22 protein-coding genes and 1 tRNA gene are annotated in these 21,285 nt (G+C 58.3%); 11 read left to right on the forward strand and 12 right to left on the reverse strand.

Features of this window, described 5'->3' with window-relative positions; genetic code table 11:
* Positions 1–22: 22 nt before the first annotated feature.
* Positions 23–2,248 (reverse strand): NADP-dependent isocitrate dehydrogenase, encoded by a 2,226-nt coding sequence (locus tag CUR33_RS15765; RefSeq protein WP_289240260.1) that lies wholly within the window; start codon positions 2,246–2,248, stop codon positions 23–25.
* A 362-nt stretch (positions 2,249–2,610) separates the two neighbouring features.
* On the opposite strand from CUR33_RS15765, the gene icd reads away from it, so the two are divergent.
* Entirely contained in the window at positions 2,611–3,867 is a 1,257-nt protein-coding gene (gene icd / locus CUR33_RS15770; RefSeq protein WP_090253672.1) for an NADP-dependent isocitrate dehydrogenase, read from the forward strand.
* 78 nt (positions 3,868–3,945) lie between these two features.
* Here icd and cspD read toward each other — a convergent pair whose 3' ends face one another.
* A complete protein-coding gene (cspD, locus tag CUR33_RS15775; RefSeq protein ID WP_090386463.1) occupies positions 3,946–4,209 on the reverse strand; it encodes a cold shock domain-containing protein CspD in 264 nt (87 codons plus the stop codon).
* 228 nt (positions 4,210–4,437) lie between these two features.
* On the opposite strand from cspD, the gene clpS reads away from it, so the two are divergent.
* Together clpS and clpA are read left to right on the forward strand one after the other, a co-directional pair.
* On the forward strand, positions 4,438–4,800 hold the full coding sequence (clpS, locus tag CUR33_RS15780; protein WP_090253676.1) for an ATP-dependent Clp protease adapter ClpS: 363 nt from the start codon (positions 4,438–4,440) through the stop codon (positions 4,798–4,800).
* Positions 4,801–4,829: 29 nt separating this feature from the next.
* Positions 4,830–7,100 carry an ATP-dependent Clp protease ATP-binding subunit ClpA gene (clpA, locus tag CUR33_RS15785; RefSeq protein WP_289240261.1) on the forward strand — a complete coding sequence of 757 codons (2,271 nt, stop codon included), beginning with the start codon at positions 4,830–4,832 and terminating at the stop codon, positions 7,098–7,100.
* Positions 7,101–7,200: 100 nt separating this feature from the next.
* On the opposite strand, the gene infA is transcribed toward clpA, so the two are convergent.
* The 4 genes from infA to trxB all read right to left on the reverse strand — a co-directional run bounded on the left by infA (position 7,201) and on the right by trxB (position 9,974).
* Positions 7,201–7,419, reverse strand: a complete 219-nt coding sequence (infA, locus tag CUR33_RS15790; RefSeq protein ID WP_002553999.1) for a translation initiation factor IF-1 — start codon at positions 7,417–7,419, stop codon at positions 7,201–7,203.
* A gap of 100 nt (positions 7,420–7,519) precedes the next feature.
* A complete protein-coding gene (locus tag CUR33_RS15795) occupies positions 7,520–8,227 on the reverse strand; it encodes an arginyltransferase (RefSeq protein WP_289240262.1) in 708 nt (235 codons plus the stop codon).
* A gap of 55 nt (positions 8,228–8,282) precedes the next feature.
* The gene (aat, locus tag CUR33_RS15800) at positions 8,283–8,963 is read right to left on the reverse strand and encodes a leucyl/phenylalanyl-tRNA--protein transferase (RefSeq protein ID WP_289240263.1); all 681 of its coding nucleotides are present in this window, start codon (positions 8,961–8,963) and stop codon (positions 8,283–8,285) included.
* 60 nt (positions 8,964–9,023) lie between these two features.
* Entirely contained in the window at positions 9,024–9,974 is a 951-nt protein-coding gene (gene trxB, locus CUR33_RS15805) for a thioredoxin-disulfide reductase (RefSeq protein ID WP_289240264.1), read from the reverse strand.
* Here trxB and CUR33_RS15810 point away from each other — a divergent pair.
* From CUR33_RS15810 to cysG, 7 genes are all read left to right on the forward strand, one after another.
* The gene (locus CUR33_RS15810) at positions 9,943–10,218 is read left to right on the forward strand and encodes a hypothetical protein (RefSeq protein WP_289240265.1); all 276 of its coding nucleotides are present in this window, start codon (positions 9,943–9,945) and stop codon (positions 10,216–10,218) included. The genes trxB and CUR33_RS15810 overlap by 32 nt on opposite strands.
* On the forward strand, positions 10,205–12,607 hold the full coding sequence (ftsK, locus tag CUR33_RS15815) for a DNA translocase FtsK (RefSeq protein ID WP_090253686.1): 2,403 nt from the start codon (positions 10,205–10,207) through the stop codon (positions 12,605–12,607). The genes CUR33_RS15810 and ftsK overlap by 14 nt, the downstream gene beginning before the upstream one ends.
* A gap of 28 nt (positions 12,608–12,635) precedes the next feature.
* Entirely contained in the window at positions 12,636–13,262 is a 627-nt protein-coding gene (gene lolA, locus CUR33_RS15820) for an outer membrane lipoprotein chaperone LolA (RefSeq protein ID WP_167144629.1), read from the forward strand.
* A gap of 32 nt (positions 13,263–13,294) precedes the next feature.
* Entirely contained in the window at positions 13,295–14,620 is a 1,326-nt protein-coding gene (locus CUR33_RS15825) for a replication-associated recombination protein A (RefSeq protein ID WP_289240266.1), read from the forward strand.
* Positions 14,617–14,997 (forward strand): fluoride efflux transporter CrcB, encoded by a 381-nt coding sequence (gene crcB / locus CUR33_RS15830; protein ID WP_289240267.1) that lies wholly within the window; start codon positions 14,617–14,619, stop codon positions 14,995–14,997. The genes CUR33_RS15825 and crcB overlap by 4 nt, the downstream gene beginning before the upstream one ends.
* Before the next feature lie 105 nt (positions 14,998–15,102).
* The gene (gene serS, locus CUR33_RS15835; protein ID WP_282875998.1) at positions 15,103–16,383 is read left to right on the forward strand and encodes a serine--tRNA ligase; all 1,281 of its coding nucleotides are present in this window, start codon (positions 15,103–15,105) and stop codon (positions 16,381–16,383) included.
* Positions 16,384–16,456: 73 nt separating this feature from the next.
* Entirely contained in the window at positions 16,457–17,851 is a 1,395-nt protein-coding gene (cysG, locus tag CUR33_RS15840) for a siroheme synthase CysG (RefSeq protein WP_170049963.1), read from the forward strand.
* On the opposite strand, the gene CUR33_RS15845 is transcribed toward cysG, so the two are convergent.
* The 6 genes from CUR33_RS15845 to CUR33_RS15870 all read right to left on the reverse strand — a co-directional run bounded on the left by CUR33_RS15845 (position 17,836) and on the right by CUR33_RS15870 (position 21,053).
* Entirely contained in the window at positions 17,836–18,822 is a 987-nt protein-coding gene (locus tag CUR33_RS15845; protein WP_289240268.1) for a glycosyl transferase family protein, read from the reverse strand. The two genes, cysG and CUR33_RS15845, sit on opposite strands and share 16 nt — an antisense overlap.
* Positions 18,819–19,154 carry a TusE/DsrC/DsvC family sulfur relay protein gene (locus CUR33_RS15850; RefSeq protein WP_090253701.1) on the reverse strand — a complete coding sequence of 112 codons (336 nt, stop codon included), beginning with the start codon at positions 19,152–19,154 and terminating at the stop codon, positions 18,819–18,821. Before CUR33_RS15850 ends, CUR33_RS15845 begins: the two co-directional genes overlap by 4 nt.
* Positions 19,151–19,450 (reverse strand): sulfurtransferase complex subunit TusB, encoded by a 300-nt coding sequence (gene tusB / locus CUR33_RS15855; protein ID WP_090253703.1) that lies wholly within the window; start codon positions 19,448–19,450, stop codon positions 19,151–19,153. The genes CUR33_RS15850 and tusB overlap by 4 nt, the downstream gene beginning before the upstream one ends.
* Positions 19,450–19,809 carry a sulfurtransferase complex subunit TusC gene (tusC, locus tag CUR33_RS15860; RefSeq protein WP_090253705.1) on the reverse strand — a complete coding sequence of 120 codons (360 nt, stop codon included), beginning with the start codon at positions 19,807–19,809 and terminating at the stop codon, positions 19,450–19,452. The genes tusB and tusC overlap by 1 nt, the downstream gene beginning before the upstream one ends.
* A gap of 1 nt (position 19,810) precedes the next feature.
* Positions 19,811–20,203 carry a sulfurtransferase complex subunit TusD gene (gene tusD / locus CUR33_RS15865; RefSeq protein WP_289240269.1) on the reverse strand — a complete coding sequence of 131 codons (393 nt, stop codon included), beginning with the start codon at positions 20,201–20,203 and terminating at the stop codon, positions 19,811–19,813.
* A gap of 181 nt (positions 20,204–20,384) precedes the next feature.
* Positions 20,385–21,053: a Bax inhibitor-1/YccA family protein gene (locus CUR33_RS15870; RefSeq protein ID WP_090253709.1), complete on the reverse strand. Its 669-nt coding sequence runs from the start codon at positions 21,051–21,053 to the stop codon at positions 20,385–20,387.
* A 132-nt stretch (positions 21,054–21,185) separates the two neighbouring features.
* Between CUR33_RS15870 and CUR33_RS15875 the strand changes: the two genes are divergently transcribed.
* Positions 21,186–21,275 (forward strand) — tRNA-Ser (locus tag CUR33_RS15875).
* Positions 21,276–21,285 lie beyond the last annotated feature (10 nt).

The raw sequence follows: 21,285 nt of genomic DNA on the forward strand, positions 1-21,285 counted from the left end.
CGAGGGCGCAGGGGGCTACGTCTTAGTTCAGCGCAGCGAGTGCGGCATTGAAGGTCGCGCTTGGGCGCATGACCTGGCTGGTCAGTTGCGGGTTGGAGCGGTAGTAGCCGCCGATTTCCACGGGTTTGCCCTGCACGGCGCTGAGTTCGGCAACGATGGTTGCTTCATTCTCGGTCAGGTTTTTGGCCAATGGCGCGAACTGCGCTTTCAACTCGGCATCATCATTCTGTACGGCCAGCTCCTGAGCCCAGTACAGCGCCAGGTAGAAGTGGCTGCCACGGTTGTCCAGCTCGCCGGTTTTGCGCGATGGAGACTTGTTGTTGTCCAGCAGTTTGCCGGTGGCTGCATCGAGGGTTTTGCCCAGCAGTTTGGCTTTCGGGTTGTTGGTTTTGATTCCGGTTTCTTCCAGGGAAACCGCCAGAGCCAGGAACTCACCGAGCGAATCCCAGCGCAGGTGGTTTTCCTCGATCAGCTGCTGAACGTGCTTGGGTGCGGAGCCGCCAGCACCGGTTTCGTACATGCCGCCACCGGCCATCAGTGGGACGATGGAGAGCATTTTGGCCGAAGTGCCCAGCTCCATGATCGGGAACAGGTCTGTCAGGTAGTCGCGCAGTACGTTGCCGGTTACCGAAATGGTGTCCTGGCCACGAATCAAACGCTCCATGCTGACGCGAATGGCCTGGTTGTAGTCCATAACGCGGATGTCTAGACCGGTCAGGTCATGTTCCTGCAGATAGGCTTCAACCTTCTTCTGCAGTTCGCGGTCGTGGGCGCGCTCCGGGTCCAGCCAGAAGATTGCCGGGGTGTTGGACTGGCGAGCGCGTGTCACGGCCAGCTTGACCCAGTCGCGGATCGGCGCATCTTTGGTCTGGCAGGCACGCCAGATGTCGCCGGCTTCGACTTCATGCTGCATCAGCACAGTGCCGTCGGCTGCTACGACACGCATGATGCCGCCTTCGGTCAATTCGAAGGTCTTGTCATGGGAGCCGTATTCTTCGGCCTTCTGGGCCATCAGACCGACGTTCGGCACACTGCCCATGGTGGTCGGGTCGAACGCGCCGTTGGTTTTGCAGAAGTTGATCATTTCCTGGTAGATGCGTGCGTAGGTACTTTCCGGCATCACCGCTTTGGTGTCTTTGAGCTTGCCATCCTTGCCCCACATCTGCCCGGAGCTGCGAATCATCGCTGGCATCGAGGCGTCGACGATTACGTCGCTCGGGATGTGCAGGTTGGTGACGCCCTTGACCGAGTCGACCATGGCCATTTCCGGGCGATGGCTGTAGCAAGCATGGATGTCGTCGAGAATTTCTTCCTGGCGCGAGGCGGGCAGGGATTTGATCTTGTCGTAGACGCTGCTGATGCCGTTGTTCGGGTTGACGCCCAGCTCTTTGAACAGCTCGCCGTATTTGTCGAATACATCTTTGTAGTAGACGCTGACGGCGTGGCCGAAGACGATCGGGTGGGAGACCTTCATCATGGTCGCTTTGACGTGCAGGGACCACATCACGCCGGTTTCCTTGCAGTCCTGCAGGGTCTTCTCGAAGAACTCACGCAATTTGCGGCAGCTCATAAACATGCTGTCGAAGACTTCGCCTTCCTGCAGGGCGAGCTGCTTCTTGACCACGACCTGACCGTTCTTGCTGACAAACTCGATGCGTACATCACCGGCCTTAGCCATGGTGATCGACTGCTCGCTGGAGAAGAAATCGCCACCGCGCATGTAATCAGCATGGGATTGCGAGGCCATGCTCCACTTGCCCATGGAGTGCGGATGCTTACGCACGAAGGCTTTGACTGCGGCAGGTGCGCGGCGGTCGGAGTTGCCTTCACGCAGCACGGGGTTTACTGCGCTGCCAAGTACCTTGCTGTAGCGGGCACTGGCGTCTTTCTCGGCGTCAGTTTGCGGGTCTTCCGGGAAGTTCGGGACGTTATAGCCCTGGGCTTGCAGCTCGGCGATTGCGCCTTTGAGCTGCGGCACCGAGGCGCTGATGTTCGGTAATTTGATGATATTGGCATCTGGCGAGGTGGCCAGTACAGCCAGCTTGGCGAGGTCGTCGGCGATTTGCTTGTCAGCATCCAACTGGTCGGCAAAGCTTGCGAGGATGCGCCCTGCAAGAGAGATGTCGCGTGTTTCGACGGCAATCTCAGCAGAGGCTGCGAAGGCTTCTACAATAGGCAGAAGCGAATAGGTCGCAAGGGCTGGGGCTTCGTCGGTGAAGGTGTAGATGATCTTCGAGGGGGTGGACATTCTGAGTGAACTCTCTTCTTTGCTGAGCGTGCATAGCCACTCGATATGCGCAGGTAAGCGCTGAGGCTCAAATGGATGAGCCAGAAGTCGAGGACTTGCCGCGGTGATGTTGGATGCACCAGTAGAGTGTTGAACGTTTCGAGCCGTTGAAGCGCTGTAGCAGTTCGACGGTTTCAAGAGGCGGACAACCTGTTTAAACGATCCGCGCCTTATGACCTGTGAGTCATCTGCAAAGTATACCACCGCGCTAACGCGTCGCAGAATGCCTTGGCGCATAAGACCAACGAACATATGGTTTCGCCCGATTCAAGTGGGTTACTCTGGGGCGATATGACTGTTTTAACCACAAGACGGAGTCCAGCATGGGATACCAAAAGATCCAGGTGCCTGCCACCGGTGACAAAATCACCGTCAATGCCGATACATCCCTGAACGTACCGAACAATCCAATCATCCCCTTTATCGAAGGTGATGGCATCGGTGTCGATATCAGCCCGGTGATGATCAAAGTCGTTGATGCTGCCGTACAGAAAGCCTACGGCGGTGAACGCAAGATCTCCTGGATGGAAGTTTACGCAGGCGAGAAAGCCACTCAGGTTTACGACCAGGACACTTGGTTGCCTCAGGAAACCCTGGATGCAGTCAAAGACTACGTCGTCTCCATCAAGGGTCCGCTGACCACACCAGTCGGTGGCGGTATCCGCTCCCTCAACGTTGCGCTGCGTCAGCAGCTTGACCTGTACGTCTGCCTTCGCCCAGTACGCTGGTTCGAAGGCGTGCCAAGCCCGGTGAAGAAGCCTGGCGACGTCGACATGACCATCTTCCGCGAGAACTCGGAAGACATCTACGCCGGTATTGAGTGGAAAGCTGGCTCGCCAGAAGCAACTAAGGTGATCAAGTTCCTCAAAGAGGAAATGGGTGTAACCAAGATTCGCTTCGACCAAGACTGCGGTATCGGCGTTAAGCCGGTTTCCAAAGAAGGTACCAAGCGTCTGGCACGTAAAGCGCTGCAGTACGTCGTCGATAACGACCGCGACTCGCTGACCATCGTGCACAAAGGCAACATTATGAAGTTCACCGAAGGTGCCTTCAAAGAGTGGGCCTATGAAATTGCCGCTGAAGAATTCGGCGCAACCCTGCTCGATGGCGGTCCTTGGATGCAGTTCAAGAACCCGAAAACCGGCAAGAATGTCATTGTCAAAGACGCCATCGCCGACGCCATGCTGCAGCAGATCCTGCTACGTCCGGCCGAGTACGACGTAATCGCCACCCTCAACCTTAACGGTGACTACCTGTCCGACGCGTTGGCGGCTGAAGTCGGTGGTATCGGTATCGCTCCAGGTGCCAACCTGTCCGACACCGTTGCGATGTTCGAAGCTACTCACGGTACTGCACCGAAGTACGCGGGCAAGGACCAGGTGAACCCAGGCTCACTGATCCTCTCCGCCGAAATGATGCTTCGCCACATGGGCTGGACCGAAGCGGCTGATCTGATCATCAAGGGTACAAATGGCGCCATCGGTGCCAAAACCGTGACCTACGACTTCGAGCGCCTGATGGACGGTGCCAAGCTGCTGTCCTGCTCGGCATTCGGTGATGCACTGATTTCGCACATGTAAGCAAATCAGTCACATAAAGAAAGGCCGGTCATATGACCGGCCTTTTTTGTGGGCGATTAACTGCCCAGATAACTCTAATCAGACTTCAACCGTTGAGCCCTGGTGTTGCTTGACAGCGGCGGGCGCTTCACTGGCGGCAGTAGCCGCACTGATGTTTACGGCGTGGAGTCCTTTTGGACCTTGAATAATATCGAAGCTTACCGGCTGGCCAGCCTTCAGCGTTTTATAGCCGTCCATCTGGATTGCCGAGTAGTGGGCGAACAGGTCCTCATCTCGACCATCGGCCAGGATGAACCCATAGCCTTTGGCGTTGTTGAACCACTTGACCTTACCGCTAACCATGCTGATATCCCTCTGCAAAGGACTCCATCACTGGAGTATCATCCACTTCAATTCCACGCTTTGCTTGACGTAAGCCAGTAAAGCTGTGAAACCCCTTAATACCCACAGTGGGTATTCATTGTTTGTAACACCGTTTTGCCGATAGTCAAGGCAATGCTGTAACTGGCTGAGAAGCCGTTCAAACTCTGTCTAGCACAGACTATTCGCCCATCAATGAAGCTATTCAGCATGCATGCACGTAGCCAGATTCGACTAACATTCAATCAGGATCGCCCCGCAGAGCATGAGGACGATTCCTTCGGCTTAGCCGTTCAGGAATCCAAGCCCGCCCTGCAGGCGCCTCCTATGTATAAAGTGATTTTGTTTAACGACGACTACACGCCCATGGATTTCGTGGTCGAGATTCTCGAGGTGTTTTTCAACCTGAATCGAGAGATGGCGACCAAAATCATGCTGACCGTCCATACAGAGGGGCGGGCAGTGTGTGGAGTGTTTACCCGAGATATTGCTGAAACCAAAGCGACACAGGTGAATCAATATGCGAGAGAGAGCCAGCATCCGCTACTCTGTGAAATAGAGAAGGACGGTTAACGCCGGCCACTTGGGCATGAGGTGAAGCTATGTTAAATCGAGAGCTCGAAGTCACCCTCAATCTGGCTTTCAAGGAGGCTCGTACCAAGCGTCATGAGTTTATGACGGTTGAGCACTTGCTGCTGGCCCTCCTGGATAACGAGGCCGCTGCCAGCGTGCTGCGCGCGTGTGGGGCCAACCTGGACAAGCTGCGGCATGATCTGCAGGAATTTATCGACTCCACCACGCCGCTAATCCCACAACACGATGAAGAGCGCGAAACGCAGCCTACGCTGGGTTTCCAGCGCGTTCTGCAGCGCGCGGTGTTCCACGTACAGAGTTCCGGCAAGCGTGAAGTGACCGGTGCCAACGTACTGGTAGCAATCTTCAGCGAGCAGGAAAGTCAGGCGGTATTTTTACTTAAGCAGCAAAGCGTCGCACGTATCGATGTGGTCAACTTTATTGCCCACGGCATCTCCAAGGTACCGGGCCATGGTGGCCATTCTGAAACCGAACAGGAAATGCAGGACGACGAGGGCGGCGAGTCCTCCAGCTCGAGCAATCCGCTGGATGCTTATGCCAGTAACCTGAACGAACTCGCTCGCCAGGGCCGCATTGATCCGCTTGTCGGTCGCGAGTCAGAAGTAGAGCGTGTGGCGCAGATTCTCGCGCGTCGCCGTAAGAACAATCCGCTATTGGTGGGTGAGGCTGGCGTGGGTAAAACTGCCATCGCCGAAGGCCTGGCCAAGCGCATCGTCGATAATCAGGTACCCGATCTACTTGCGGACAGCGTGGTCTACTCGCTGGACCTTGGCGCACTGCTGGCCGGCACCAAGTACCGTGGTGATTTTGAGAAGCGCCTTAAGGCGCTGCTGAATGAGCTGCGCAAGCGCCCACATGCAATTCTGTTTATTGATGAAATCCACACCATCATTGGTGCGGGCGCTGCATCAGGCGGTGTCATGGATGCCTCCAATCTGCTTAAACCCATGCTTTCATCGGGTGAGATTCGCTGCATCGGCTCCACAACTTTCCAGGAGTTCCGCGGCATCTTTGAGAAAGACCGCGCCCTCGCTCGGCGCTTCCAGAAAGTCGATGTGGTTGAGCCCTCAGTGGAAGACACCATTGGCATCTTGCGTGGCCTGAAAGGTCGCTTCGAGCAGCACCACAGCATCGAATACAGCGACGAGGCCCTGCGTGCGGCTGCTGAGCTGGCCTCGCGCTATATCAATGATCGGCATATGCCGGACAAGGCGATTGATGTAATTGATGAGGCAGGGGCCTATCAGCGCTTGCAGCCGCTAGAAAAACGCCTGACCCGCATCGATGTGGCGCAGGTCGAAGATATCGTGGCGAAAATTGCCCGTATTCCGCCAAAACACGTCAGCAGCTCGGACAAAGAACTGCTGCGCAACCTTGAGCGCGACCTGAAACTCACTGTGTTTGGTCAGGACGCTGCGATTGACTCGCTGTCGACCGCGATCAAGCTGTCGCGTGCAGGACTCAAGGCACCTGACAAACCGGTGGGCTCCTTCCTGTTTGCCGGCCCTACGGGTGTTGGTAAAACTGAAGCCGCTCGCCAGCTGGCCAAGGCCATGGGCGTTGAGCTGGTTCGTTTCGACATGTCCGAGTACATGGAGCGCCACACTGTGTCGCGCCTGATCGGTGCACCGCCGGGCTATGTCGGCTTTGATCAGGGCGGTCTGTTAACCGAGGCTATCACCAAAACGCCGCACTGCGTATTGCTGCTCGATGAGATCGAAAAGGCTCACCCGGAAGTCTTTAACCTGCTGCTGCAGGTCATGGATCACGGCACCCTGACCGATAACAACGGCCGCAAGGCGGACTTCCGCAACGTGATCGTGATCATGACCACTAACGCCGGTGCTGAAACAGCAGCGCGGGCATCCATTGGCTTTACCCATCAGGACCACTCGTCTGATGCCATGGAAGTGATCAAGAAGAGCTTCACTCCGGAGTTCCGTAACCGCCTGGATACCATTATCCAGTTCGGCCGCCTGAGCCACGAAGTGATCAAAAGCATCGTCGACAAGTTCCTCACCGAACTGCAGGCGCAGCTTGAGGACAAGCGTGTCACGCTGGAGGTCAGCGATGCAGCCCGTAGCTGGCTGGCAGAAAGTGGCTATGACGTGCAGATGGGCGCTCGGCCGATGGCGCGCCTGATCCAGGACAAGATCAAGCGTCCGCTGGCGGAAGAGATTCTGTTTGGAGAGTTGTCTGAGCACGGCGGTGTGGTGCATATCGACATTGAAGGTGGTGAGTTGACCTTCGATTTTGAAACCACGGCGGAAATGGCCTAGGCGTAGTTTTCTTGCGCGCACAAAAACGCCCGGCTTTGCCGGGCTTTTTTACTGGAGCTTGGTGTAACAGATGCCGGAAAACTGAGTTTTCGCTTGCCTGTTAACGGGCGCGGTAAGTAATGCGGCCTTTGCTCAAGTCATAAGGCGTAAGTTCAACGCGAACTTTGTCGCCAGTCAGAATGCGGATGTAATTTTTGCGCATCTTTCCGGAGATGTGCGCAGTAACGACGTGCCCATTTTCCAACTCCACACGGAACATGGTGTTGGGCAGGGTGTCGACGACAGTGCCTTCCATTTCGAAGCTGTCTTCTTTCGACATGCAGTAAAGCCCTCGGTATCCAATGAATGGCCCGGTGCAACTGGCGCCAGGCAAAAGCGGCGTGCATTGTGCCCGAAATTTGGGGTTTGCGCCAAGGGCTTCAGTTAAGACTGACCCAGCGTTGATTGACGAACAGCTCAATCGGCCGGTATTGGGTCTTGTAACTCATCTTGCGGCAGTTCTTGATCCAGTAGCCCAGATAGACCGCATGCAGTCCCAAACGCGCCGCTTCGGCAATTTGCCAGAGGATGGCAAAGCGCCCGAGGCTGCGCCGTTCCTCGCCTGGCTCGTAAAAGGTGTAAACCGCCGACAGCCCATTGGGCAGTACATCGGTCACGGCGATTGCCAGTAGGCGGTTGTCATGGCGGAATTCATAGAAACGTGAAAAAACCAGATCACGCACCAGAAAGGTCGAAAATTGCTCGCGGTTGGGCGGGTACATATCGCCGTCGGCGTGCCGCTGCTCAATGTAGCGCACGTACAGCGCGTAATACTCTTCGGTAAATGCCGGGCGCACCAGGCGAACCTGAATGTCCTGATTACGCTTAAAAATGCGCCGTTGCTGGCGATTCGGGCTGAACTGCGCGGCAGGGATGCGCGCTGGGACGCAGGCGGTGCAGCGTTGGCAGTGCGGGCGATAGAGGTGGTCGCCGCTGCGACGAAAGCCCATTTCCGAAAGCTCAGCATAAACATCCGCATCCATGGGCTGGCTGGGGTCGAGGAACAGGGTTGTCGCCTGCTCATCGGGCAGATAGCTGCAGGGGTGCGGTTGAGTGGCATAAAACTTCAGGCGGGCCAGCTCAGTCATGATCGACTCTCGGGATCGGTCTTGAATTAAGTGTAAGCCAGGCTGGCAAACTCGCCTAGGCGACCCAGTCGGCCTGGCTGGATTGATCAAGATGGTCGCTCAGGTAGCCGGCAAACTCGGTACGGGAAATCGTCTGAGCGCCGAGACTGAGCAGATGCTCGGTTGGCATCTGGCAGTCGATCAGCACAAAGCCCCAGTTCTTTAAGTGTTCAACCAGCGTGACGAAGCCCACTTTGGAGGCGTTGTCCGCGCGACTGAACATCGACTCGCCAAAGAATAGCTGGCCCATAGCCAGGCCATAGAGCCCGCCAACCAGCTCGCTATCGCGCCAGACCTCAACTGAATGAGCGATACCGCGCCTGTGCAGTTCCAAGTAGGCGTCCTGCATAGGGCTGGTGATCCAAGTTTCAGCCGCATAGCTGCGCGGTGCGGCGCAAGCGCGGATGACGGCGGCGAAAGCCTGATCGAAGGTCACCCGATAACGGCCCTGACGCAGCACCTTGGCGAGGCTGCGCGAGACATGCAGTTTGTCAGGCAGCATCACGGTACGCGGGTCGGGCGACCACCAGAGAATCGGCTGGCCATCCTGAAACCAAGGGAAGCAACCGTGGCGATAAGCCTGGATCAAACGCGCGGGGCGCAGATCGCCACCCGCCGCCAACAGCCCGTTGGGCTCGCGCAGGGCTTTATTGAGGGGCGGGAAATCCAGTGAGTCGCGTTGCAGCCACGTCAGCATGTGCAGGGCCGAAATTGGACAGAGGAGGGCAGGGCGGAGTGTGCGTCCGCCCTGAGTGGATCAATTGTCGTCGAGGAATTTCTCGACATCCAGCGCGGCCATGCAGCCAGCACCGGCAGAAGTAATGGCCTGGCGGTAAACGTGGTCAGCCACGTCGCCCGCCGCAAACACACCGTCAATGCTGGTAGCGGTGGCATTGCCTTCATTGCCACCCTTGATCAGCAGATAGCCGTCGCGCATCTCCAGCTGGCCGTGGAACAGCTCGGTATTGGGCTTGTGGCCGATGGCGATAAATACGCCGGCTAGAGGCAGATCTTTGCTCACGCCGCTCTGCGTATCTTTCAGGCGCGCGCCGGTAACACCCGTGTTGTCACCCAGCACTTCTTCAAGAGCGTGATTCCAGTGCAGCACCACGTTGCCGTTGGCTGCTTTTTCGAACAGCTTGTCCTGAAGAATCTTCTCCGATCGCAGCTTGTCGCGGCGATGCACCAGGTGCACTTCCTTGGCGATATTCGACAGGTACAGCGCTTCTTCGACTGCGGTATTGCCGCCGCCAATCACCGCGACCACCTGATTGCGATAGAAGAAGCCATCGCAGGTGGCGCACGCCGATACGCCCTTGCCGGAAAACGCCTCTTCGGACGGCAGGCCCAGGTACTGCGCCGATGCGCCCGTGGCGATAATCAACGCATCGCAGGTGTAGGTGCCGCTGTCGCCCTTCAAGGTGAAAGGGCGCGACTGCAACTCGGCGGTGTGGATGTGGTCGTAGACGATCTCGGTTTCAAAGCGCTCGGCATGCTTTTGCATGCGCTCCATCAGCGCTGGGCCGGTCAGGCCTTCAACATCACCAGGCCAGTTGTCCACTTCGGTGGTGGTGGTCAGCTGACCGCCGGGCTGAATGCCAGTAATGATCACAGGCTTGAGGTTGGCGCGGGCAGCGTAAACGGCAGCGCTATAACCGGCAGGGCCGGAGCCCAGGATGATCAAGCGTGAATGCTTGACTTCGCTCATAAAAACACCTCATAAGCCTTTGTCACAAAAGAGAATGCATGCTCCAATTGAGCCGCACGGAAGATATTGGCGGATATGCTACACCGAAGCGGGCGAAGAGCGGGAGTCAACCGCCGTAACTGTTTATGCATACAGCTCGGTCTGGTATCGTGCGGTTAAACCCGTACAATCGCAGCATATTTTGCCGTTAACCAATTATTCGGCGCCTCTGGCGCAGGAACAGATGCGTTTTGAAGAAATCTAGCCCAACCGCACAAGCCCCTCTCTGGCGTCAGCAGCTGCCTTATCGACTCAAAGAAGGCGCGCTGATTGGCCTGGGCGCACTCTGCCTTTATCTATGGATGGCTCTGCTGACCTACGATGCGGCCGATCCGGGCTGGACCCACACCAGCAATGTTGAGCAGGTACAGAACGCCGCCGGCCGTGCCGGTGCATGGTTTGCCGACATTCTGTTTATGGCGCTGGGTTATTTCGCCTATCTATTCCCTCTGCTGTTGGCAGTAAAAACCCTGCAGGTGTTCCGCGCCCGCCATCAGCCATGGCAGTGGAGTGGCTGGCTATTCTCCTGGCGGCTGATTGGCCTGGTTTTTCTGGTGTTGTCCGGTGCCGCGCTGGCGTATATCCATTTTCACGCCAGCTCAAGCATGCCGGCCTCCGCAGGTGGCGCGCTGGGTGAAAGCCTCGGAGCGCTGGCGATCAATGCGCTGAATGTGCAAGGCAGTACGCTGCTGCTGATTGCGCTGTTTCTCTTCGGTCTAACGGTGTTTACCGATCTGTCCTGGTTCAAGGTGATGGACCTGACCGGCAAAATCACTCTTGATCTGATCGAGCTGATCCAGAGTCTGGCCAACCGCTGGTGGAGTGCGCGGGTTGAGCGTAAGCAGCTGGTGGCGCAGCTACGTGAGGTCGATGAGCGCGTCAGTGAAGTCTCCGCGCCGATCGTGCTGGATCGCCGCGAACAGGCCAAGGTCAAAGAACGCCTGATTGAGCGCGAAGAATCGCTGAACAAACACATGAGTGAACGGGTCAACCGCCCAGCCCCGGTGATCACCCCGCCAGCCGCGCCGAAAGCGCCTGAGCCGAGCAAACGCGTGCTGAAAGAGAAACAGGTCAACCTGTTTGAAGACAGCGCTCTGGCCGGCAGCCTGCCGCCGATTTCGATCCTCGATGTGGCAGAGAAAGTTCAGAAGAAATATTCACCCGAATACCTGGAAGCCATGTCGCGCCTGCTTGAGATCAAGCTCAAGGAGTTTGGCGTCGAGGTTATCGTCGAGTCGGTTCATCCGGGCCCGGTGATTACCCGTTTCGAGATCCAGCCTGCAGCAGGGGTTAAGGTCAGCCGCATTTCCGGCCTGGCCAAGGACCTTGCGCGTTCAATGGCGATCATCAGCGTACGCGTGGTGGAAGTAATTCCGGGTAAGACCACCGTCGGTATCGAAATCCCCAACGAAGACCGGCAGATCGTGCGCTTCTCCGAAGTGCTGTCGTCGCCCGAGTACGACGAAGCCAAGTCGCCGGTTACCCTGGCCCTAGGCCATGACATCGGCGGCAAACCGGTGATCACCGATCTAGCGAAGATGCCCCACCTGCTGGTAGCCGGCACCACCGGCTCGGGTAAGTCGGTCGGGGTCAACGCAATGATCCTGTCGATTCTGTTCAAGTCCACGCCGGAAGAGGCGCGTTTGATCATGATCGACCCGAAAATGCTCGAACTGTCGATCTACGAAGGCATTCCGCACCTGCTTTGCCCGGTGGTGACCGACATGAAGGAAGCCGCCAACGCCCTACGCTGGTCGGTGGCCGAGATGGAGCGTCGCTACAAGCTGATGTCGAAGATGGGTGTGCGCAACCTGGCCGGCTTTAACCGCAAGGTCAAAGACGCCGAAGAGGCGGGCGAGCCGCTGAGCGATCCGCTGTACAAGCGCGAAAGCATGCATGACGAAGCGCCGCTGCTGAAAACCCTGCCGACCATCGTGGTGGTGGTCGACGAGTTCGCCGACATGATGATGATCGTCGGCAAGAAGGTTGAAGAGCTGATTGCGCGTATTGCGCAGAAAGCCCGTGCCGCGGGGATTCACCTGATTCTCGCGACCCAGCGCCCCTCGGTGGATGTGATCACCGGTCTGATCAAGGCCAACATCCCGACCCGTATGGCGTTCCAGGTATCGAGCAAGATCGACTCGCGCACCATCCTCGACCAAGGCGGCGCCGAACAGCTACTGGGCCACGGTGACATGCTCTATATGCCGCCGGGCACCGGCTTACCGATTCGTGTGCACGGCGCTTTCGTCTCCGACGAGGAAGTACACCGCGTGGTTGAGGCTTGGAAACAGCGCGGCACGCCTGACTATATCGATGACATCCTGGCCGGCGCTGAAGAGTCCGGTAGCGGCTTTGAGGGTGGCAGCGGCGAAGGCAGTGAAGGCAGCGAGTCCGATCCGCTTTACGACGAAGCAGTCAATTTCGTTTTGGAAAGTCGCCGCGCCTCTATTTCTGCGGTGCAGCGCAAGCTGAAGATCGGCTACAACCGAGCCGCACGGATGATCGAGGCCATGGAAATGGCCGGCGTCGTCACCTCAATGAACACCAATGGCTCTCGCGAGGTCATAGCACCAAGCCCCGTTCGCGATTAACGCCTAGCCCGATCTGATAAGGAGTCCCATGCGCCTGATTCGCATGTTGTTGCTGACCGTACTGAGTTTTACCAGCGTTGCCGCCATGGCCGACGATGAAGTTGCCGTGCAGCGTTTGACCGAGCTGCTTAACCAGGCGCAGACCATCAACGCACGCTTTTCCCAGCTGACCCTCGACGGCAGCGGCACCCAGCTGCAGGAAACTGCTGGCCAGCTCGCGCTGAAACGTCCGGGTCTGTTCCGCTGGCACACCGATGCGCCGATGGAGCAGCTGCTGGTTTCCAACGGCGAGAAGGTCTGGCTGTATGACCCGGACCTGCAACAGGTGACCATTCAGACCCTCGATCAGCGCCTGACCCACACCCCGGCGCTGCTGCTGTCCGGTGATGTGTCGAAGATCCGTGAGAACTTCGAGATCAGCCACAAAGAGGGTGGCAACGTGGTCGACTTTATTCTCAAGCCAAAATCCAAGGACACTCTGTTCGACAGCCTGCGTCTGTCGTTCCGCAACAAGGTGCTCAACGACATGCAACTGATCGACAGCATCGGCCAGCGCACCAACATTCTTTTCCTCAACGTGAAAATGAATGAGCCACAGGACGATGCGCAGTTCACTTTCGAGATTCCGGCCGGCGCGGACGTGATTCAAGAGTAGAAAGCTCAAAGCAGAGGCGTTAAACCGCAGTCATGGATCTGTTTCGCAAGGCTCCCGTTGCTCAACCCCTGGCTGCCCGTTTGCGTGCAGCCAGCCTGGATGAGTACGTCGGCCAAGAGCACTTGCTGGCCCGTGGCAAACCCTTGCGTGAAACGCTGGAGCAGGGCGCGCTGCACTCGATGATCTTCTGGGGTCCGCCAGGCGTCGGTAAGACCACCCTGGCGCGGCTGCTGGCGCAGGTTTCTGATGCGCATTTCGAGACGATTTCTGCGGTGCTTTCCGGGGTCAAGGAGATTCGTCAGGCCGTGGAAGTCGCGCAGCAGCATGCCGCGCAATATGGCCGTCAGACCATCCTGTTTGTCGATGAAGTGCACCGCTTCAACAAGTCGCAGCAGGATGCCTTCTTGCCTTACGTGGAAGACGGCACGCTGATCTTTATCGGCGCCACCACGGAAAATCCCTCGTTCGAGCTGAACAACGCCTTGCTTTCACGCGCCCGCGTATACGTGCTGAAAAGCCTGGATGAAAGTGCGCTGCGCAAACTGGTCGATCGCGCCTTGAGCGACCCAAAGGGCCTGGGCGAGCGCCAACTTAGCCTGCCGGAAGAAAGCTTCAAGATTCTCCAAGCCGCCGCCGATGGTGATGGTCGGCGTTTGCTCAACTTTCTGGAGAACGCTGCGGACCTTGCCGAAGACGGCAGCGAGATCGGCAGTGAGTTGTTACTCGATCTGCTTGGCGATACTCGTAGGCGCTTCGACAAGGGCGGCGAAGCCTTCTACGACCAGATATCGGCGCTGCACAAATCCGTACGCGGCTCCAGCCCCGACGGCGCGCTGTACTGGTTTGCGCGCATGCTCGATGGCGGCTGTGATCCGCTGTATATCGCCCGGCGCGTGGTGCGCATGGCCAGCGAAGACATCGGCAACGCCGACCCTCGGGCGCTGACCCTGTGCCTAAACGCCTGGGATGTACAAGAGCGCCTGGGCAGTCCCGAGGGCGAGCTGGCAGTGGCTCAGGCGATTGTCTACCTCGCCTGCGCGCCGAAAAGCAATGCGGTCTACAACGCCTTCAACGCCGCCAAGCGTGACGCTGCCGAGCATGGCTCGCAGGAAGTCCCACTGCACCTGCGTAATGCACCGACCAAACTTATGAAAGAGTTGGGGTATGGCGATGAATATCGCTACGCCCACGATGAGCCTGATGCCTATGCGGCGGGGGAAGATTACTTTCCGGAAACCTTCGAGCCGCGCGAGTACTACCAGCCAGTGCCGCGTGGCCTGGAACTGAAGATTCGCGACAAGCTGCAGCACTTGAAAAACCAGGACCGTAACAGCCCTCGGCAACGGAGAAAACCATGATCGGTGTAGTGGTTGCCGTAGCCCTGGGCGGTATGTTCGGCACGCTGTTGCGCTTCGCCACGGCCAACTGGGTCAGCGCAAACTGGCCGCAGCACTTCTACGGCGCGACCCTGGCGGTGAATATTCTCGGTTGCCTGCTGATCGGCTACCTGTATGGCCTGTTCCTGCTGCGCCCTGAGCTGCCGCTGGAGTTGCGCGCGGGGCTGATTGTTGGCTTTCTCGGCGGCCTGACCACCTTTTCATCTTTTTCCCTCGACACCGTGCGCCTGCTGGAGAGCGGTCAGCTACCGTTGGCCCTGGGCTATGCGGCAGTCAGCGTGTTGGGTAGCCTGCTAGCGACCTGGGCGGGACTTAGCTTGGCGCGCCTGTTTCAGTAACGGCGTTGTCGATTGGCACTTCCCCCCGCTAAAGCCTTAAACTGCGCGGCATTGCGCGCCATGGCCAAAGCCATGCAAACCCTTGTGAAGTGTTGAGACCAGAACATGCTTGATTCCAAACTCGTTCGTACCCAGCTCCATGAAGTGGCCGAGCGTCTTGCCGCCCGTGGCTTTGTCCTCGATGTTGCGCGTTTTGAAGCGTTAGAAGCCCAGCGCAAGACACTGCAGACCCGCACCGAGCAGCTACAGGCCGAACGCAACAGCCGCTCCAAATCCATAGGCCAGGCCAAGCAGCGCGGTGAAGACATCGCGCCGCTGCTGGCGGAAGTGGACCAGATGGGCAGCGATCTGGAGCAGGGTAAACGTGACCTCGACAGCATCCAGACCGAGCTCGACAACCTGCTGCTGAATATCCCCAATCTACCGCATGAGTCGGTGCCGGTTGGTGCAGACGAAGAAGGTAACGTTGAGGTGTCGCGCTGGGGCACGCCGCGCAGCTTCGACTTCCCGATTCAGGATCACGTTGCCCTCGGCGAGCAGCACGGCTGGCTGGATTTCGAGACCGCCGCCAAACTTTCTGGCGCGCGCTTTGCCGTGCTGCGCGGGCCCATCGCCCGCATGCACCGCGCCCTAGCTCAATTTATGATCAACCTGCACACCAGCGAGCACGGCTACGAAGAAGCCTACACGCCTTATCTGGTGCAGGCGCCGGCGCTGCAAGGCACCGGCCAGCTGCCGAAGTTCGAGGAAGACCTGTTCAAGATCAGCCGCGAAGGCGAAGCCGATCTTTACCTGATCCCGACTGCTGAAGTGTCGCTGACCAATATCGTCGCGGGCGAGATCCTTGACCCTAAGCAGCTGCCACTCAAGCTGGTTGCGCACACCCCGTGCTTCCGTAGCGAAGCCGGCGCATCGGGTCGTGATACCCGCGGGATGATTCGTCAGCACCAGTTCGACAAGGTTGAGATGGTGCAGATCGTCGAGCCGAGCAAATCTTTCGAAGCGCTGGAAAGTCTGACCGCCAACGCTGAGCGTGTGCTGCAGCTGCTTGAGCTGCCATACCGCAAATTGGCGCTGTGTACCGGTGACATGGGCTTCGGTGCGGTGAAAACCTATGACCTGGAAGTCTGGGTGCCGAGCCAGGATAAGTACCGCGAGATTTCCTCGTGCTCTAACTGCGGCGACTTCCAGGCGCGTCGCATGCAAGCACGCTACCGCAACCCAGAAACCGGAAAACCCGAGCTGGTGCACACCCTCAACGGCTCCGGCCTGGCAGTAGGTCGCACACTGGTCGCCGTGCTGGAGAACTACCAGCAGGCCGATGGCAGCATCCGCGTGCCGGACGTGCTGAAGCCCTATATGGGCGGTATCGAAATCATCGGTTAATCCGAATTTCAGTTACCTGCGACGGGGCGGCCAGTGCCGCCCCGTTTTGTTTATCCGATCGAGAGCGTGCGTCATGGATTTTCTGCCCCTGTTCCACAAACTGCAGGATCGCCTGGTACTGGTGGTCGGTGGCGGCGAAGTTGCCGTGCGCAAGGCGCGCTTGCTCAGTGATGCAGGTGCCACCTTGCGTGTGGTTGCGCCGGAGATTCGCGATGAGCTGCGTGAGATGGCCAGCGCTCGGCAAGGCGAGGTGCTGCTGCGTGATTACCAGTCGGCGGATCTTCACGGTGTGGCGCTGATTATTGCGGCCACCGATGACGAACCGCTGAATGCGCAAATATCAGCTGAGGCGCAGGCCCTGGGCATTCCGGTCAATGTGGTGGATGCGCCGAAGCTGTGCAGCGTGATTTTCCCCGCCATTGTTGATCGCTCGCCGTTGATTGTGGCGATTACCAGTGGCGGCGATGCTCCTGTATTGGCGCGACTGATTCGCGCCAAGATCGAGACCTGGATTCCCGCAACCTATGGTCAGTTGGCCGGTCTGGCCAAACGTTTTCGTGCCCAGGTCAAAGGGCTGTTCCCCGATGTGCAGCAGCGCCGGGTGTTCTGGGAGGATGTGTTCCAGGGCCAGGTGGCCGAAAGCGTATTCGCCGGTAAGCTGCAGGAAGGTCAGCGTCTGCTGGAAGAGAAAATTGCCGGCATTGCCCCGCGCACCTTGGGCGAGGTGTATCTGGTTGGCGCAGGGCCGGGTGATCCTGATTTGCTGACCTTCCGCGCCTTGCGCCTGATGCAGCAAGCCGATGTAGTGCTTTACGACCGTTTAGTGGCACCTGCGATTATCGAACTGTGCCGCCGTGATGCCGAGCGCATTTATGTCGGCAAACGGCGTGCCGAGCATGCTGTACCGCAGGAGCAGATCAACCAGCGGTTGGTCAATCTGGCCAAAGAAGGCAAGCGGGTGCTACGCCTTAAAGGCGGAGATCCGTTCATCTTTGGCCGCGGCGGAGAGGAAATTGAAGAGCTGGCCGCCCACGGCATCCCCTTTCAGGTTGTCCCTGGCATTACCGCAGCCTCTGGCTGCGCCGCTTATGCTGGGATTCCGCTGACCCACCGAGACCATGCGCAGTCGGTGCGTTTTGTTACCGGTCACCTGAAAGATGGCAGCAGTGATTTACCCTGGAATGAACTCACCGCCAGCAGCCAGACTCTGGTGTTTTATATGGGGCTGGTGGGTTTGCCGATTATTTGTCAGCAGCTGATTGCCCATGGTCGCGCCGCAACAACCCCGGCAGCATTGATCCAGCAGGGCACAACGCAGAACCAGCGAGTGTTTACTGGCACCCTGGCCAATCTGGCGGAGCTGGTGGCGGAGCATGAGGTGCATGCGCCGACGTTGGTCATAGTCGGCGAAGTGGTGCAGCTGCGGGAGAAACTGGCCTGGTTCGAAGGGTCTCAGGCGAGCGTCTGATTGCGCGCCGCCCACATCTGGGCGGCGCGTTCCAGGGCTTGTTCACGCGGTTCGCCGAGGGCGCGCAAGGCCAGAACCATGGTGCTGATTACGGCAAGCTGGCCGTAATCATCGGCCACTTCACCACGCCAGAACGCGGCCAGGTGAGCGGGCTGCAATGATTCGGGTTTGACATGGCGCAGCGCCGACAGCGCCGGCCATTCCTCATCCCAGTTGTCGCCATTAGCCGTGCCATACAGGTGGCTGGTGGCGTCCGGGTTGATCTCGATTTCGCCGCCTTCGCCCTTGATCACCACAGCGCTATCGCCGAGCAACTGGCTGGCTTCGCGGTGCACCGCCTGATAACCCGGATGAAAGATGCTCTGCAGGCCGCAACGCGCGCCCAGCGGGTTGAGAATGCGCGCCAGGGAATGAATCGGTGAGCGCAGGCCGAGGATATTGCGCAGGTCGATCATGCGTTGCAGTTGCGGCATCCAGTCGCCCAGCGGGATAAACGCCAGGTGCTGGTGTGCCAATGCCTGCTCGACGCTATCCCAGTTGCGGCACAGCGGGATGTGCAGGGTTTCGAGCAGCTGTTCGCTGTACATCCGCCCGGCAGTGTGTGGGCCGCCACCATGCAGCAGGATGCGAATACCGCTATTGGCCAGTGCTTTGGCGGCTAGCAGGAACCAAGGCAGGTGGCGCTTCTTCCCAGCGTAGCTAGGCCAATCCAGATCCACCTGAATCGCTGGCGCCTGCAGGCGCGCGCGCACGGCTTCGGCAAAGCCGGCCATTTCCTCGGCGCTTTCTTCCTTGTGCCGCAATAGCATCAAAAAGGCACCCAACTGGGTGTCTTCAACCTTCCCCTCAAGCAGCATGCCCATGGCGTCTCGGGCTTCCTCGCGAGTCAGGTTACGTGCGCCGCGCTTGCCCTTACCTAGAATGCGTACAAATTGAGCGAAAGGATGTTCCGGCGGAGTAACAAGGTTCATAGGCAATTGGTCGGTTTGGGCAGGCCCGCCAGCTTGGCGGCGAGTTTGGCAGGAGCGCCATTGAACAGGCGATTGAGGTTCAGGCTATTGCCTTTCTCGGCGCCGATTTTCACGGCTATAAATTTGATCAGCGGACGGTTGGCCGGGGACAACTGAAATTCGTCGTAAAAGCTGCGCACCAGCCAAAGGATTTCCCAGTGTTCGGCACTCAGGCTGATGCCTTCACGTTGCGCCAGGGCTTGCGCGGTAGCTTCGGACCAATCCGCCAGGTCGAGCAGATAGCCGTCTTTGTCCAGCGCCAGGCTGCGACCCTCAACATTCAGCGTGGTCATAGCCAGGTGTTTACCTTGTCGTATTGGCAGCTCAGCGCAACGAAGCCAGGGTAATCGACCAGTGTGAGGCGGGCTGGGAACACAAGGCCGCGAGCCTGCACGTCTTCATCCAACGCATACAGCGCAATGCTTTCAGGCATCAATTCAAGCGCCTGACGCTGCGCGCTGCCGTCCTGCAAGGCGTATACGGCATCACCGCAGAGCAGCAGGGCATCCTGGCTGCCGAGAATGCGCAGGCAACTGCTCAGGCGGCTATCGGTAAAGGGCGAGTGCGAAAGTACGTGCAAGGTAGCCATCAGAGCGTAATCACCTGGTCGTAACGGTCAATCAAGGCGCTTATTGAGGAATCATCGAGGCGCTCGACAGCGAGGCTGCTGGGTTGATCCTGCAGGCCACGTTCGGCCAGGCTGCGCTGCGAGACATACAGCGCCTCGACACCGAACATCGGCAAGGCCTGCAGGTTGGCGCTGAGGTCTTTCTGCTGCAGGGTGGCCGGTTGCTGCGCGCTGCTCAGCTGGAATACACCGTCATCGAGAAACAGCAGGCCAATCGGCAAATCGAAGGCGCCGCCGGCCAGCGCGATATCCAGTGCTTCGCGCGCGCCGGGGCCGGACCAAGGCGCTTGGCGGCTGATGACCAACAGCGACTTACTCATCTCAAGGCCCTCCAAAGCACACTAGACGATCCGCCAGCTGCGCTGCTTCGTGCAACTGGCCCAGGCCAGAAAGCTCCCAGGTCGCATCCAGGTTGGCAGCCGTGCGCGAGTAGCGCTGGGCTTCATCGTCATTCAACACGCCACGGCGTAAGGCGGCGGCGATACACACCACGCCATCCAGCTGCTGCGCTTGCACAAATTCTCGCCATTCGCGGGGTAGGTCCACCTCATCCTGCGCGCAAACCACATTGCTCGAGGCGCTGTGTACGCCGTCCTGATAAAAGAACAGCCGCACGATCTCATGCTCGCCCGCCAATGCAGCCTGCGCAAAACGCAGCGCACGGCGCGAGGAGGGCGCATGGGGAGGGGAGAACAGTGCGATGGCGAACTTCATAGCAAACCTGGCGAGCCAATTTGGCGGAATGATAAAGCTTGGGCCGCCAAGATGCGCGCGGCAGGCATAAAAAATGACAGGGAGTCATTTTTAACGTCGCTAGCGACGGCCCGGAGGGGGCGAGCCATGGATGGCAAGCATAAAAAAGCCCGCCGAAGCGGGCTTTTCACAGCAACTTAAATCAGTCGTCGCTGCCCATGATGCCGAAAATCTGCAGCAGGCTGACGAACAGGTTGTAGATCGATACATACAGGCTGATGGTCGCCATGATGTAGTTGCGCTCGCCGCCATGGATGATCGCGCTGGTCTGGAACAGGATGCAGGCCGAGGAGAACAGCACGAAACCTGCGCTGATCGCCAGCTGCAGGCCGCTAATCTCGAAGAAGAAGCCAGCAACCATCGCGCCCAGCAGGACAAAGAAACCCGCAGTGATGAAGCCACTGAGGAAGCTCATGTCCTTGCGGGTGGTCAGTACGTAAGCAGACAAGCCGCAGAACACCAGGGCCGTCATGGCGAAGGCCGAGCTGACAACTTCAGCACCATTGGCCATACCCATGTAGCGATTGAGGATTGGGCCGAGGGTGTAGCCCATAAAGCCGGTCAGGGCGAGGGTCGAAACCAGGCCCCAAGCCGAATTACGCAGTTTGGCGGTGAGGAAGAACAGGCCATAGAAGCCGATCAGCACCACAAAGATATTCGGGTAAGGCACATTGGCGCGCTGCGCGATGTACGCCACCAAGCCGCTGAAGGCCAGGGTGATGGCTAGCAGGCCATACGTGTTGCGCAGGACGCGGCTGACTTCTTGCTGCTCAACCTGCGTATGGTCAAGTGCATAATTGTGTTCGTTCATGGCGACACTCCTGAAATGGCTGATGGTTCCGTGACCAAGGTCAGGCCCGATCATAGCAGAGGCGAATAAAGAGCCAACACGCAGAGTTTGACAGCGTGTTGCGTTCGGGTAAGATTGCCGCCCGCAAACGCCGGAAGCGTGGCAGAGCGGTTGAATGCAACGGTCTTGAAAACCGTCGAAGGGGAAACTCTTCCGTGAGTTCGAATCTCACCGCTTCCGCCATATTTTCTCT

The sequence above is a fragment of the Pseudomonas sp. FEMGT703P genome (genome assembly GCF_002786345.1).
Lineage (GTDB): Bacteria > Pseudomonadota > Gammaproteobacteria > Pseudomonadales > Pseudomonadaceae > Aquipseudomonas > Aquipseudomonas peli.

Bases quoted from the DNA above. Each gene is read 5' to 3' on its own strand.
- CUR33_RS15765 (WP_289240260.1), bottom strand. From the start codon at position 2,248: ATGTCCACCCCCTCGAAGATCATCTACACCTTCACCGACGAAGCCCCA.
- icd (WP_090253672.1), top strand. From the start codon at position 2,611: ATGGGATACCAAAAGATCCAGGTGCCTGCCACCGGTGACAAAATCACC.
- cspD (WP_090386463.1), bottom strand. From the start codon at position 4,209: ATGGTTAGCGGTAAGGTCAAGTGGTTCAACAACGCCAAAGGCTATGGG.
- clpS (WP_090253676.1), top strand. From the start codon at position 4,438: ATGCATGCACGTAGCCAGATTCGACTAACATTCAATCAGGATCGCCCC.
- clpA (WP_289240261.1), top strand. From the start codon at position 4,830: ATGTTAAATCGAGAGCTCGAAGTCACCCTCAATCTGGCTTTCAAGGAG.
- infA (WP_002553999.1), bottom strand. From the start codon at position 7,419: ATGTCGAAAGAAGACAGCTTCGAAATGGAAGGCACTGTCGTCGACACC.
- CUR33_RS15795 (WP_289240262.1), bottom strand. From the start codon at position 8,227: ATGACTGAGCTGGCCCGCCTGAAGTTTTATGCCACTCAACCGCACCCC.
- aat (WP_289240263.1), bottom strand. From the start codon at position 8,963: ATGCTGACGTGGCTGCAACGCGACTCACTGGATTTCCCGCCCCTCAAT.
- CUR33_RS15810 (WP_289240265.1), top strand. From the start codon at position 9,943: ATGATCAAGCGTGAATGCTTGACTTCGCTCATAAAAACACCTCATAAG.
- trxB (WP_289240264.1), bottom strand. From the start codon at position 9,974: ATGAGCGAAGTCAAGCATTCACGCTTGATCATCCTGGGCTCCGGCCCT.
- lolA (WP_167144629.1), top strand. From the start codon at position 12,636: ATGCGCCTGATTCGCATGTTGTTGCTGACCGTACTGAGTTTTACCAGC.
- CUR33_RS15825 (WP_289240266.1), top strand. From the start codon at position 13,295: ATGGATCTGTTTCGCAAGGCTCCCGTTGCTCAACCCCTGGCTGCCCGT.
- crcB (WP_289240267.1), top strand. From the start codon at position 14,617: ATGATCGGTGTAGTGGTTGCCGTAGCCCTGGGCGGTATGTTCGGCACG.
- serS (WP_282875998.1), top strand. From the start codon at position 15,103: ATGCTTGATTCCAAACTCGTTCGTACCCAGCTCCATGAAGTGGCCGAG.
- cysG (WP_170049963.1), top strand. From the start codon at position 16,457: ATGGATTTTCTGCCCCTGTTCCACAAACTGCAGGATCGCCTGGTACTG.
- CUR33_RS15845 (WP_289240268.1), bottom strand. From the start codon at position 18,822: ATGAACCTTGTTACTCCGCCGGAACATCCTTTCGCTCAATTTGTACGC.
- CUR33_RS15850 (WP_090253701.1), bottom strand. From the start codon at position 19,154: ATGACCACGCTGAATGTTGAGGGTCGCAGCCTGGCGCTGGACAAAGAC.
- tusB (WP_090253703.1), bottom strand. From the start codon at position 19,450: ATGGCTACCTTGCACGTACTTTCGCACTCGCCCTTTACCGATAGCCGC.
- tusC (WP_090253705.1), bottom strand. From the start codon at position 19,809: ATGAGTAAGTCGCTGTTGGTCATCAGCCGCCAAGCGCCTTGGTCCGGC.
- tusD (WP_289240269.1), bottom strand. From the start codon at position 20,203: ATGAAGTTCGCCATCGCACTGTTCTCCCCTCCCCATGCGCCCTCCTCG.
- CUR33_RS15870 (WP_090253709.1), bottom strand. From the start codon at position 21,053: ATGAACGAACACAATTATGCACTTGACCATACGCAGGTTGAGCAGCAA.